This window comes from Propionicimonas sp. (assembly GCF_034927565.1).
GTDB lineage: Bacteria > Actinomycetota > Actinomycetes > Propionibacteriales > Propionibacteriaceae > Propionicimonas.
This window is the reverse complement of record NZ_JAYFPT010000052.1, coordinates 24,284-37,410: the sequence shown is the minus strand read 5'-3', so window position 1 is coordinate 37,410 and position 13,127 is coordinate 24,284. Positions and strand designations below refer to the sequence as shown.

At 69.9% G+C, this 13,127-nt stretch carries 10 protein-coding genes; all 10 read left to right on the top strand.

Annotated features, from left to right (window positions below):
• The first annotated feature begins 12 nt into the window (after window positions 1-12).
• The 10 genes from VB080_RS10540 (at window position 13) to VB080_RS10495 (ending at window position 12,976) form a co-directional block, all read left to right on the top strand.
• Entirely contained in the window at window positions 13-897 is an 885-nt protein-coding gene (locus VB080_RS10540) for an amino acid ABC transporter permease (RefSeq protein ID WP_323418401.1), read from the top strand.
• On the top strand, window positions 897-1,679 hold the full coding sequence (locus VB080_RS10535; protein WP_323418400.1) for an amino acid ABC transporter ATP-binding protein: 783 nt from the start codon (window positions 897-899) through the stop codon (window positions 1,677-1,679). The genes VB080_RS10540 and VB080_RS10535 overlap by 1 nt, the downstream gene beginning before the upstream one ends.
• Before the next feature lie 29 nt (window positions 1,680-1,708).
• Window positions 1,709-2,821, top strand: coding sequence for an L-tyrosine/L-tryptophan isonitrile synthase family protein (locus tag VB080_RS10530; protein WP_323418399.1), 1,113 nt, complete (start codon window positions 1,709-1,711; stop codon window positions 2,819-2,821).
• Window positions 2,818-3,696 carry an ROK family protein gene (locus tag VB080_RS10525; RefSeq protein WP_323418398.1) on the top strand — a complete coding sequence of 293 codons (879 nt, stop codon included), beginning with the start codon at window positions 2,818-2,820 and terminating at the stop codon, window positions 3,694-3,696. The genes VB080_RS10530 and VB080_RS10525 overlap by 4 nt, the downstream gene beginning before the upstream one ends.
• Before the next feature lie 26 nt (window positions 3,697-3,722).
• Window positions 3,723-4,475 carry a FadR/GntR family transcriptional regulator gene (locus tag VB080_RS10520; RefSeq protein ID WP_323418397.1) on the top strand — a complete coding sequence of 251 codons (753 nt, stop codon included), beginning with the start codon at window positions 3,723-3,725 and terminating at the stop codon, window positions 4,473-4,475.
• Between the two features lie 308 nt (window positions 4,476-4,783).
• The gene (locus VB080_RS10515) at window positions 4,784-5,836 is read left to right on the top strand and encodes a substrate-binding domain-containing protein (RefSeq protein ID WP_323418396.1); all 1,053 of its coding nucleotides are present in this window, start codon (window positions 4,784-4,786) and stop codon (window positions 5,834-5,836) included.
• A 247-nt stretch (window positions 5,837-6,083) separates the two neighbouring features.
• Complete coding sequence (locus tag VB080_RS10510; RefSeq protein WP_323418395.1) at window positions 6,084-7,610, top strand: sugar ABC transporter ATP-binding protein; 1,527 nt, start codon at window positions 6,084-6,086, stop codon at window positions 7,608-7,610.
• Window positions 7,611-7,613: 3 nt separating this feature from the next.
• Entirely contained in the window at window positions 7,614-8,645 is a 1,032-nt protein-coding gene (locus tag VB080_RS10505; RefSeq protein WP_323418394.1) for an ABC transporter permease, read from the top strand.
• Between the two features lie 9 nt (window positions 8,646-8,654).
• A complete protein-coding gene (locus tag VB080_RS10500) occupies window positions 8,655-12,044 on the top strand; it encodes a DUF5107 domain-containing protein (RefSeq protein ID WP_323418393.1) in 3,390 nt (1,129 codons plus the stop codon).
• Window positions 12,017-12,976 (top strand): aldose epimerase family protein, encoded by a 960-nt coding sequence (locus VB080_RS10495; RefSeq protein WP_323418392.1) that lies wholly within the window; start codon window positions 12,017-12,019, stop codon window positions 12,974-12,976. Before VB080_RS10500 ends, VB080_RS10495 begins: the two co-directional genes overlap by 28 nt.
• Window positions 12,977-13,127: the final 151 nt, after the last annotated feature.

The following is a 13,127-nucleotide window of genomic DNA, read 5'->3' as shown; positions in this document are numbered from 1 at the left end:
AACACTCAGGCAGTGGCCCTGCCTGAGGGCCCGGGGGAGCAGGGGATCCATCCACGGTTGGGGCCGCGCCTGTTCACCGTCACCACAGCACTGGTGGTGCTGGTGGTGCTGGGCGCGGCCCTCTCCCTGGTCCTCACCTCCGGGAACCTGAAATTCTCCGTCATCGGCGAGTACCTCTTCTCGCCGCTGATGCTGGCCGGCGTGGGGACCACCCTGCTGATCACCGTCGTCTCGCTGATCAGCTCGATCGTGCTCGGCACGGCGCTGGCGACCATGCGGATGTCGAAGAACGTCGTGCTGCGGACGATCTCCGCCGCCTACATCTGGTTCTTCCGCGGCACCCCGGTGCTGGTGCAGGTGATCTTCTGGTTCAACCTCGCGTTGTTCCTGCCCCGGGTGGGGATCGGCTCCTGGTCGGTGTCCACCAACTCCCTGGTCACGCCGATGAACGCCGCCCTGCTCGCGATGAGCCTCAACGTGTCGGCCTTCATGTGTGAGGTCATCCGCGGTGGGCTGATCTCGGTCGACTCCGGCCAGACCGAGGCTGCGCTGTCGATGGGCATGCGGCCGGGGGCTGCGCTGCTGCGGATCATCCTGCCGCAGGCGGTCCGGGTGATCCTGCCGCCCGCCGGCAACCTGGCGATCGACCTGCTCAAGGCCACCTCCCTGGTGTACGTGATCGGCACCAAGGAGATCCTCGGCACCGTCCAGTCGATCTCGTCGCAGAACTTCCACGTGATCGAACTGCTGATCGTGGCATGTATCTGGTACCTCGCGCTGGTCACCGTGGCCAGCTACTTCCAGGGACGGCTGGAGCGCAGGTTCGGACGGGGCTACGTCCCACAGAAGGCCAAGCGACCCGCCTCGGGCAGCCCGGCCGCCGAGGAGGTGGCGTGATGAGTGACCAGCCACTGGTGAGGATCCGGGGCCTGAAGAAGGCCTTCGGCGACCATGTCGTGCTGGACGGCGTCGACCTGGACGTCCGGCGTGGTCAGGCGGTCTTCGTGATCGGGCCGTCGGGCTCCGGCAAGAGCACGATGCTGCGCTGCGTCAACGCCCTCGAGCCCTACCAGGGCGGCGAGATCTGGGTGAACGACTACCTGGTCGGCGCCGAGCGGCGCGGCAACCGCTGGTACGAGGCCACCTCCAAGGTCACCGCAGCCCGCCGCAGCGGGATCGGGATGGTGTTCCAGCGGTTCAACCTGTTCCCCAATATGACCGCGCTGGAGAACGTCACCGCCGGGCTCCGGATGGTGCGGAAGGTGCCGCGAGCCAAGGCCGACGAACGCGGGATGGAACTGCTGGCCCGGGTCGGGCTGGCCGACCGTGCCGGTTCCTATCCCGGGCAGCTGTCCGGCGGCCAGCAGCAGCGGGTGGCGATCGCCCGGGCGATCGCGGCCCGGCCCGATCTCATCCTGTTCGACGAACCGACCTCGGCGCTCGACCCGGAGTTGGTCGGCGAGGTGCTGGAGGTGATCCGCACCCTCGCGATCGAAGGGATGAGCATGCTCGTGGTCACCCACGAGATCGGCTTCGCGCTGGAGGTCGCCGACGTCGTGCACTTCATCGACGGCGGCCGGGTGGTCGAGTCCGGCCCACCCCGCGATGTGATCAGGAACCCCCAGCAGGAGCGGACCCGGACCTTCCTCAGCCGGATCAACGCCGAGTCCAACGAATAGCCCCACCATCAGGAAAGAACCGACCACCCATGGCAACCAGTGAGTTCATCTACATCAACGCGCCCCTGCCGGCCAGCTACCAGCCGCCGGTGATCACCGGCCATCAGGTCCTGACCGCCGAGGAACTGCGCGACCTGCTGACGTCCAACGACGTCACTGTCGAGGCCGCCGCCGGGGACACCGTCCCCGAACGACTGCTGTCGATCTTCCAGCATCCCGAGGTGCTGTTCGGCAACCCCGACTACATCCTGGAGAACCGTGCCCACTGGCTGGAGCGGTTCGAGTACTTCGTGCAGCGCGACGAGCCGATCGCGTTCATCGCGATGGCGTTCCCGTACAAGGTGCCCAACCCGCTCAAGAACGGGCAGCGCCGGGCGCCGGACCTCGGCGAGGCGCTGATGCTGCGGCGGTTCGCCGCCGTCCTGGACGCGGTCAGGGCCGTCTATCCCCCCGGAGCCCGGCTGACGATCCTGGAGGAGGGCATCCTCGGCCGCTGCCAGGGCGTCGACCCCCGCGACATCGCCGCCTACCGGGCCGGCATCCGGCAGATCGCCGACCTGGCCGGGGTGGGCGACGCGGTTGCCTTCCACAGCCTGGACGACATGGTCGAGCGGATCCCGAATTTCGAGGCCCGGTGGTACTTCGAGCAGGAACGCCTGCGCCGGCTGTGGGACGAGGGCGACGCCTACCTGCGTCACGGGTACGACGAGACCACGCCGGGACAGCGGGCGTCCATCCCCACCCGGGACTACAACCCGGACACCCTGGCCAAGGCCTACGACCCCAGCCAGACCGACTCGGCGCTGCGCTACGTCCGGCAGTACCTGGAGTTCGTCGCCCACCGGCAGTTCTTCGCCTACCGCGGGCTGCTCAACCTCCGCGACACCACCGGGTACCTGGAGGAGATCGCACCGGCGGCGATCAAGCTCACCGTCTCGCCCAAGCCGACCAACCTGGCCGTGCTGCCGGTCAACCGGGCCAGCGGCATCCTGCCGTACCACGGTGCGCCGGTGCGCGACCTGGCAGGCCAGTGGACCGTCCAGTACTACGGTTCGCTCGGTTCGCTCGGCGACCTGACCGCACTGCACCTCGACGGCGACGCAGACCAGGAGCCCATCGGGTTCTCCAGGACGCAGGCATGACCTGGTTCGCTGTCGACATCGGAGGAACCAAGATCCGGCTGACCGTCTTCGGTCAGGACCTGGAGCCGGTCCGGTCGACGGTGGTTGCCACCGCCGCGCTGCGCCGGGGAACGCCGGCCTTCGCCAGCGACCTGGTCGGGTTGTTGCGCGCCCACCGCGCCCAGGACCACGAGGGGATCGGGCTGGTGCTCAACGGGGTGCTGCGCGGCGGACACGTCGAGTACTCCTCGCTGATGGGCGGGAAGGTCGACTTCCCGCTGCGTGACTACCTGGAACAGCAGCTGCAGTTGCCGGTCCAGGTGGACGACGACATCCACGCCATGGGCCTGGCCGAGTACGAGTTCGGCCTGGGTGCCGGCCGGCACCGGCTGGCGATGCTGAACCTCGGCACCGGGATCGGCGTGGCCTATGTCGAGGACGGACGGGTGCTGCGTGGCGAGTTTGCGGCCGGGCTGCTCTCCGAGCAGTTGGTGTGGGTGGAGCAACTCGGCGGCTGGCGCTCGCTGGACCGTACCGTCTGCGGGCGCGGCCTGCGCGAGATGTACGGCGAGCTCAGCGGGACCCCGGTCGAAGCCGTCACCGTGCTCCGCCGGTTCACCGAGGACGACCCGGTGGCGGTGCGGGTGATGACGGCCTTCAGCGACACCCTGGTCTGGACGCTGCAGCTGGTCTCGCGGATGTACCACCCGCACGTGATCACCCTGAACGGCTCCGTGGCGCGAGCCTGGGCACTGATCGGCGACCAGGTCGAGGCCCGGTACCGCAGGGACCTGGAGGACGCCTTCCGGGCGGTGCTGCGGCGCTCCGGGCTGACCTTCCCCGCCGAGCGTGGCGTCCTGCTGCAGGCCCGCCCCGATGCCCGTCCACTAGGCTGATCGGAGGTCAGTGTACGGAGGGTGTTGTGGGTGATCTCGGCAAGGAACCGCTGAAGCCGGTACGGGCCTCCCGGATGTTCAGTGCCATCACCGACCAACTGCTGGAGTACGTCGAACGCAACTCGCTGCGGGCCGGCGACCGGCTGCCGCGCGAGGCCGACATCGCCGACTCGCTCAACGTGTCGCGGCCGACCCTGCGGCAGGCCCTGCGGGTGCTGGAGAGCGCCGGTGTGCTGACCATCAAACCGGGGCAGAGCGGTGGGATCTTCGTGCGCTCGGACGTGATCCCGATCTCGCTGATCCAGGACCCCGCGCCGCTGGAGGTCGATGCAGTTCCGGCGCTGCTGCGTACTCGCCACCTGGTGGAGCCGATCGTCGCGCACCTGGCTGCCGAGCATGCGACCCCGGACGAACTCGACGCGATCGCCTACACCCTCGAATTGCTGGACAAGCATCGCGGGTCGCAGGAGTTGGTGGAACGGATCGACGGCATGTACCACCGCAGGGTCGCCATCGCCGCGCACGACGAGATCCTGCGGGTGGCGATGTACTCGCTCTACCGCAAGCTGCTGCCGCTGCGTGCCCAGCTCAACGAGCACGGGCCCTCGGTCGACCACATGATCGATGTCCACACCCGTCAGTACGAGGCCATCCGCGACGGCGATCACGACCAGATCGACGCCCTGATGAAGGAGACCTTCCTGGATCTTGAGCTGGACGCCGCGGTGCGTCTTGACTACGAGTTCCGCTGGTGCCTGACGGAGCCGCGGCAGTCCTAGAGACCCGTTCTGGGGTCGCGACGGTAAGGGGCCGCGGCAGCTGACGGTTTTCTGGGCTGGCCCTGCGCTCACTGCTGCGCGGCTCGGGTCGCGCGCCCGTCCGCTGGCTGTGCGGCCGGGGTCGCGTCTCGTCGTTTTGTCCATATCCTCCGTGGAATCAGCTATGACCAGCCTTGTCGCGGGGGTAGTACGTTCCCAACCGGTGGAATGACACGGAAGTCAATCCTGCAGCGTCGGCAAGGCTGCCGCCGGATCGGCCGGGATGCTCGTCCTGCCAGCAATTCCCCGTTCATCGGAAAGGAACGTGTATGAGAAGGCCTCTCACCAGGCTCGCGGCCGGGCTCTCGGCCATCGCCCTGGGTGCAACCCTCGTGGCCTGCACCTCCGGCCAGGAGACTCCCACCGCGGCCCCCGCACCGAGCAGTGATGGAACCAGCAGTGGAGCACCGGCTTCGGGTCCCATCGAGATCGCCTTGCTCCAGAAGCAGGGTGACCAGCAGTACTTCGTCGACGAGGCGGACGGCGCCAAGGCGGCGGCGCAGGAGGCGGGCGACGTCACCATCACGGTGGCCGACCTGGGCGACGACGCCAACAAGGCGGTCTCCGAGGTCGAGTCCGCGATCGCGCGCGGCGTCAAGGGCATCATCATCGTGGTTCCCGACCAGGCGGTCGGTCCCCAGGTGATCAAGCTCGCCCAGGACGCCGGCATCCCGATCATGGCTGCCGACGACGGCATCAAGGACGCCAGCGGCCAGGCGATCCCGTTCACCGGATTCAATGGCACCGACATGGGCACCAAGGTCGGTGACGAGGCCGCCAGGCTGTACCAGGCCGCCGGCTGGGCCAAGGAGGACACCCGCATCCTGGCCCTGTGGAAGCAGGATCTGAGCGTCTGCACTGATCGGGTCGAGGGCGCCAAGGCGGCGTTCACCAAGGCGGTCGGGGACGGCAACGTTCCCGACATCATCGAGGTCGGCACCGACAACACCCCGACCAACGCCCAGGACAAGACCACTGCCACCCTCACCGCCAACTCCGACGTCAAGCACTGGGTCGTCTGGGGCTGCAACGACGAGAACGTGTCCGGTGGCGTCACCGCCCTGCAGAACGGCGGCGTCAAGCCGGCCGACATCATCGGTGTCGGTCTGGGCGCCTACCTGAGCTGCAAGGACTGGGCCGCGGGTCAGGACACCGGCAACAAGGCCGCGCTGTACATCTCCGGTATCGATGTCGGCAAGGCAGCCGTGACGGCGATGGTGGCCTACCTCCGCGACGGCACCCCGCTGCCCCCGGAGACCATCGCCCAGACCTACATGGTCGACGCGACCAACTACAAGGAAACCGGCGTCGTCTGCACCTAGAGTGTGTCTCCCTATCCCCACGGTGGCCTGCTGCGCGGTGCCCCGCGGGCGTCTCGCGGCGTTGTTGTCGGTCGGCGATGCATCACATCGCCTTCCTCCTCCGCCTTGCGAGCCACTCCGCGGAACCCCGCTCACGACGGCCAGGGACAGGGAGACACGCTCTGGCAGCCTGCGCTACCGCTGGGAGGGACGGATGCCCGCCCCTCCCAGCGGTGTCCGTGCCGATCCCTGGAGATGGACCGAACCCATGACTGACCCTGAAGTTTCCCCGGTGGCTGAACTGGTCGCCACCGGCATCACCAAGACCTTCCCCGGCGTCCGTGCCCTCGACAACGTGGACGTCAGCTTCCCGCGCGGCCGGGTGACGGCGCTGATGGGCGAGAACGGGGCGGGCAAGTCCACCCTGCTGAAGATCCTCAACGGTGACTACCAGCCCGACTCCGGCACGATCACCTTGGGTGGCCATCACGTCTCCTTCACCTCGCCCAGCGAGGCGCGGAGGGCGGGTCTGCGGGTGATCTCGCAGGAACCGGAGATCGCTCCCCACGTCACCGTCGCCGAGAACATGTACCTCGGACGGATGCCGGCGCGGTTCGGCATGGTCTCGCAGAAGGCGATGAAAGCCGACGCTGCTCACGACCTGGAGCGGCTCGGCTTCGCCGGCCTACTCGACCCCGGCCAGATCGCGATCACCCTGTCGCCCGCCCAGCGCCAGTTGCTGGAGATCGTCCGGGCACTGATCGACGACCCGGCGGTGATCTGCTTCGACGAGCCCACCTCCTCGCTGTCCGACCACGAGATCGCCGCCCTGTTCGCCTGCATCCGCCGGTTGCGGGATGACGGCCGGGCGATCGCCTACGTCTCCCACCGGATGCGCGAGGTCTTCCAGATCGCCGACTCGGTCACCGTGCTGCGGGACGGCAGGCTGGTCGGCTCGCGCGAGGTGGCCGAGGTCGGCGAACAGGACATCATCCAGCTGATGGTCGGACGCGACCTGAGCTCGATGCACCAGCGCACCCCGCACCAGCCCGGCGAGGTGCGGCTCCAGCTCACCGGCGTCACCACCGCCGACGTCCGCGACATCAACCTGGCGGTCCGGGCCCGCGAGATCGTCGCGATCGCCGGCCTGGTCGGGGCCGGACGCTCCGAGCTCGCTCTGGCGATCGCCGGTGACCGTCCGATCCTCTCCGGTGCTGTCGAGGTGGACGGCCGGCCGCTGGTCAGCCGCACCCCCGGCGATGCGATCGCCCGCGGTGTCGGGCTCGCCCCGGAGGACCGCAAGGGCGATGCCCTGGTGATGATCCGGACGGTGCGCGACAACATCGCCCTGGCCACCCTGCGGAAGCTCTCCCGGTTCGGGTTCGTGTCCGACCGGAAGGAACGCAAGCTCGCCCGCACCTACATCGACCGGCTCAACGTCCGCACCCCGTCCATGGAACAGCGGGTGGAGAACCTCTCCGGTGGCAACCAGCAGAAGGTGGTGCTCGCCCGCTGGCTGGCCGGCGACTCGCAGGTGCTGATCCTGGACGAACCCACCCGCGGCGTCGACGTCGGCGCCAAGGCCGAGATCTACCGGATCATCGACGGACTGGCACAGGCCGGCGCCGCCATCCTGGTGATCTCCTCCGAGCTGCCCGAGGTGCTGGGCCTGGCAGACCGGATCGTCGTGATGCAGAACGGCCACATCACCGGCGAACTCACCCGCGCGGAGGCAACCGAGGAAAAGGTGCTCGCCCTCGCCATGGCCGACGAACTGGAAACCGCAGGAGCCTGATCCATGACCACCACCGCCACCACGCAGCCCGGCACCCCGGTCGACCAGCCCAAGCAGGACGGCACCCTGTTGCGGGTACTGCGCAGGCTCGGTTTCGAGAACGTCAGCCTGGTGCTGGCCATCGTCGTGCTGTCCGCCGGGATCGCCTCGGTGAACCCGGCCTTCCTGAAGCTGGCCAATATCGCGGCAATCGGCAACTACGTCACGGTAATGGGCCTGCTGGCAGTCATCCAGACGGTCGTGATCATCATGGGCGGCATCGACATCTCGGTCGGGTCGACGGCCGGCCTGGCGTCCGTCCTGACCGGCATGGTGTTCGCCGCCAACGGGCAGTGGTGGGCGGCGATGCTCGTCCCGTTGCTGGTGGGCGCGTTGTGCGGCCTGTTCAACGGCCTGGTGGTGGTCTTCGGCCGGATCACACCGCTGATCGCCACCCTGGCAACCCTGGCCAGTTTCAAGGGCATCGCACAGCTGGTCTCCAACGGCCGCGCGCAGGGCTTCACCGGCGCCGATCCGGTGTTCATCTTCATCTCCCGCGGCACGATCTTGTTCATCCCGACGTTGATCTGGGTGCTGATCATCGTGGCCGCGCTGGTGCACATCATGCTGCGGTTCTCCCGGGTCGGCCGCGACATCTACGCTGTCGGCGGCAACGACATGGCAGCCCGGCTGTCCGGCATCAACGTCAACGGCCGGATCCTGCTGGTCTTCGTGCTGGCCGGGGTGGTCGCCTCCATCGCCGGCATCCTGATCACCGCCCGCACTGGCTCCGGCCAGCCGGTCTCGGGCTCGGAGGGCCTGGAGATGCTGGCGGTGACCGGGGCCGCCCTCGGTGGTGCGGCGCTGCGCGGCGGCAAGGGCTCGGTGATCTCGACGATCTTCGCGGTGATCCTGCTCGGCGTGCTGATCAACGGCATGACCCTGCTGGGGATCAACCCGTTCTGGCAGAACATCGCCCAGGGCGCGCTGCTGATCGCTGCCGTGGTGATCCAGCAGTTGTCGGCCGGCGGCCGGCGCGTCGGCCTTCCCAAGTAGGGCGGGATCGTGGACGACCAGCGATCGGTGCTGCAGCCGCCGGATCGCCCCGCTGAGCTTGCCGGACGTCCGGTGGCTGGCTGGGCACAGCAGGTGTGGATCGACACCTACCCGGTGGAGCCGCCCTCGGGGTATCCGGAGTTCCTCTCCTCCCGGGTCTTCCAGGGCTCGTCGGGGGCGGTGTTCCCGCTCCCCTTCTTCGAGCACATCGGCCACACCAAACAGCCCCGGTGCTGGCAGGCGGTGCACCTGGAGAACGAGTACGTCCGGCTGATGATCCTGCCGGAGCTGGGCGGACGGATCCACTTCGGCCAGGACCTGACCAACGGCTACGACTTCTTCTACCGCAACAATGTGATCAAGCCCGCGCTGGTCGGGCTCACCGGGCCGTGGGTGTCCGGCGGCGTGGAGTTCAACTGGCCGCAGCACCACCGTCCGGGCAGCTACCTGCCGACCGACGTGGAGATCGAGCAGGAGGCCGACGGCGCGGTCACGGTGTGGTGCTCCGACCACGACCCGATGGCCAGGATGAAGGGCATGCACGGGGTGCGGCTGCGTCCCGGGTCGAGCCTGATCGAGCTGCGGGTGCGGGTGTTCAACCGCACCGAGGACGTCCAGACCTTCCTGTGGTGGTCGAATGTTGCCGCCCGGGTGGGCGACGACTACCAGTCCTTCTTTCCGACCGACGTGACCATGGTCGCCGACCACGCCAAGCGGGCCACCGCCACCTTTCCGCGGGTCTCCGGCCACTACTACGGGGTCGACTACCCCGCCCGGGTGGACGCCGAGCACCCGGACGCCGACCGGCTGGACTGGTATCGCAACATCCCGGTGCCCACCTCCTACATGATCGTCGGCACGAAGCAGGACTTCTTCGGCGGCTACGACCACGGCCGGCAGGCGGGTTTCGTCTACTGGGCCGATCACCGGATCGCGCCCGGCAAGAAGCAGTGGACCTGGGGCAACGCCCCCTTCGGCTGGGCCTGGGACCGGCACCTGACCGACGGTGACGGCCCGTACGTGGAGCTGATGGCGGGCGCCTACACCGACAACCAGCCTGACTTCACCTATCTGGCGCCGGGAGAGACCAGGACCTTCTCGCAGTACTGGTACCCGATCCAGCAGATCGGCCCGGTGCAGGCTGCCACCCGCCAGGCCGCCGCTGCGCTGACCGTGACCGGCGACCGGGTGCAGGTCGGGGTGTGCACCACCGCCGCGCGGACCGGGGTGCGGCTGAGCCTCACCGACGCCGCTGGTCTGGTGGTGTGGCAGGCGGTGGCCGATGTGGCGCCCGGACAGCCCTTCTGGGCCGAGATACCGCTGGTCGGGCTGGGCGCGCCGCGGACGCTGCGGCTGGCCGCCGTCCACGACCAGGAGACCCTGGTGGTGGGTTCGTGGACGCCGGGCTCACCGGAGCCGCTGCCGTCGGAGGACGAACTGCCCGTCCTGGCCACGCCGATCCCGCCGCCGTCGACCATCGAGTCGGTGGAGGAACTCTGCCTCTCGGCCCGGCATCTGGAGCAGTACCGGCACGCCACCCGCTCGCCCGAGCCCTACCTCGCCGAGGCGCTGCGGCGCGACCCCGGGCACTCGCCCAGCCTGGTGCTGCTCGCCGCCCGGCGCTACCGGGCAGGGCTGTACGACCAGGCCCGGCAGGCCGCCGAGCAGGCGATCGCCCGGCTGACCCTGCGCAACCCGAACCCGGCCGACGGCGAGGCGCACTACCGGCTCGGACTGGCGCTGGCCAGGCTCAGGCAGCGCGCCGAGGCGGACGAGGCACTGGTGAAGGCGGCCTGGGACGCCCGCTGGCGGGCACCCGCGCTGGCCGCGGTGGCGGCCGCCGAGCTGGCCCGCCACGACGAGGCGAGCGCGGTCGAGCACCTGCTGGAGGCGCTCGCCCTGCAGTCCGACAACACCCGGCTGCGGAACCTGCTGGCGATCGCCTGGCGCCGGCTCGGACGGGAGACCGAGGCCGACGACCTGCTCGCCGGCACGCTGCGGCTCGACCCGCTGGACTGGTGGGCCCGCGACCTGGCCGGCTGCGCGGTGGACGCCGAACCGCAGATCCTGCTGGACGTGGTGGGGGAGTATCTGGCGGTGGACGAGTTGCCGGCAGCACTGCGGCTGGCCGACCTGGCGGTGGAGCGTGCGGCGACCGCGAATCAGGGCCTGGTCGGTGCCGTCCCGCTCGCCCACTATTACCGTGCCCGGATCCTCGCCGGGCTGGGCGACACCGCCGGGATGCGGGCGGCGCTGGCCACCGCGGCGGCGGCCGAGCGGGGCAGTTGCCAGTTGGGCCGGCTGGACGACGTCGACATCGTGTCCTGGGCGCTGACCCAGCAGCCGTCCGACGCCACCGCGCATGCCCTGCTGGGCAACTGGCTCTACCACTGGCGTCGCAGCACCGACGCGATCGCACACTGGCAGCAGGCGGTCCGGCTCGACCCGGGCGACGCCGTGTCCTGGCGGAACCTCGGGGTGGCGGCCTGGAATGTCTCCCGCGACCCCGCACGGGCCCGCGACTGCTATGCCCGCGCGGTGGCGTTGCGGCCGTCCGACAGCAAGCTGGCCTACGAGAACGACCAGCTCCAGGCCAGGCTCGGGGCCGGCCCGGCGGTCCGGCTGGCGGCATTGCTCGGCACTGCCGGCCTGGTTGCAGAACGCGACGACCTGACTGTCGTCTGCGCGGACCTGCTCACCCTCGAAGGCCGGCCGGCTGCAGCCGTCGACCTGCTGGCCGGACGCGAGTTCGAGCCGTGGGAGGGTGGCGAGGGCGCGGTGCTCGGCGCCTGGGAACACGCGCACGACGTGCTCGCTCACGAGGCGCTGGCCGCCGGCGACCCGGAGGCGGCGGTGCAGCACTTCACCGCTGCCCTCGAACCGCCCCAGAACCTGGGCGAGGCACGGCACCTGCTGGTCAACGCCTCCGACCTGTGGCTGGGGCTGGGCGATGCGCTGGCCGCCGCGGGCCGGACGGACGAGGCCGCGCAGTGGTGGGGCAGGGCGGCCCGGTTCAGCGGCGACTTCCAGGGGATGGCCGTGCTGCCCTACTCCGACCTGACCTGGTACTCGGTTCAGGCGCTGCGCCGGCTGGGCGACAGCGCGGCGGCCGACCGGATGCTGGCCGGGCTGGAGGGCTACATCCAGGAGCAGGCGACGATCACCCCGGAGATCGACTACTTCGCCACCTCGCTGCCGACCATGCTGCTGTTCACCACCGACCTGGACGAGGCCCACGCCCGCCGGCTGTTGCTGCTGCGCGCGCAGGCCGCCGACCTGCGCGGCGATCAGCAGCGGGCCTCGGACCTGCTGGCCGAGTTGCTGCGGCGCGAACCGTCCCATCCGCGGGCCGGGCTGTGGGCGCTCACCCGATGCCGGGACGCGGCGCCGACGGTATGACCGTGCTGCGGCTGGCCGGCGAGCGGGTGGCCTGCGCTGTGCTGCCGCTCGGTGCCGCCCTGCACACCCTCGAGGTGCGCCAGGACGGCCGCTGGCGCAACCTGGTTCTCAGCCGGCCGGACCCGGGCGACGTCGACGGCTCGCTCTTCGGGGCGACCGTGGGGCGGGTGGCCAACCGGATCGGTGACGCCCGGTTCGGGCTCGACGGCGTCGTGCACGCCCTGGCCCGCAACGACGGACGGCACCACCTGCACGGCGGCCCGGACGGTTTCGGCTGCCGCCGCTGGGAGGTTCTCGACCACACCCCGGGGTCGGTCGCGCTGCGGCTGGTGAGCCCGGACGGCGATCAGGGCTACCCCGGCCGGCTCGAGGTGACCGCAACCTTCAGCCTGCTGCCCGACGGGGCACAGGTGGTCTACACCGCCACCACGGACGCGCCGACCCCGGTCAACCTCAGCATCCATCCCTACCTCGCCCTCGGTGGACCGCTGGCCGGCCACCGGGTCAGCGTCCACGCCGGCCGCTATACGCCCACCCGTGCCGACGACATCCCGACCGGGGAGATCGCCGCGGTGGACGGCACCCCGCTCGACCTGCGGAGGGGAGCCGCCCTCGGCCCGACGCTGGCGGCGCTGGCCGACACTGGGCTGGCCCGTGCGGGCGGGCTCAACCACAATCTGTTGGTCGACGGCGAGGGGCTGCGTGAGCAGGTCCGGGTGACCGGGCCGGACGGCCTCACGGTGGTCGTCTGCAGCGATGCGCCCGCCGTCCAGCTGTACTCCGGGGAGCACCTCGGCCGCCGCGGCCTGGCGGTCGAGCCGCAGGACTGCCCCGATGCGGTCAACCATCCGGCCTTCGGCTCGGTGATCCTTCGTCCCGGACGGACCTGGACCCGCACCATCCAGTGGCTGGTGGAGGCCCCGTCCTGGTAGCCGGTCGCCCCGCTCTGCCACGTTGCGCGTGTTGGGTCACATTGTGCGTGTTCTGACCCGTGCAATGTGACCGGAGGCGCGCACTGTCGGGCGGGAAGGGCGCTGACAAGCGGGTTTGGGTGGCCCGGTCAGTGTCGGCAGATTTGGGGCG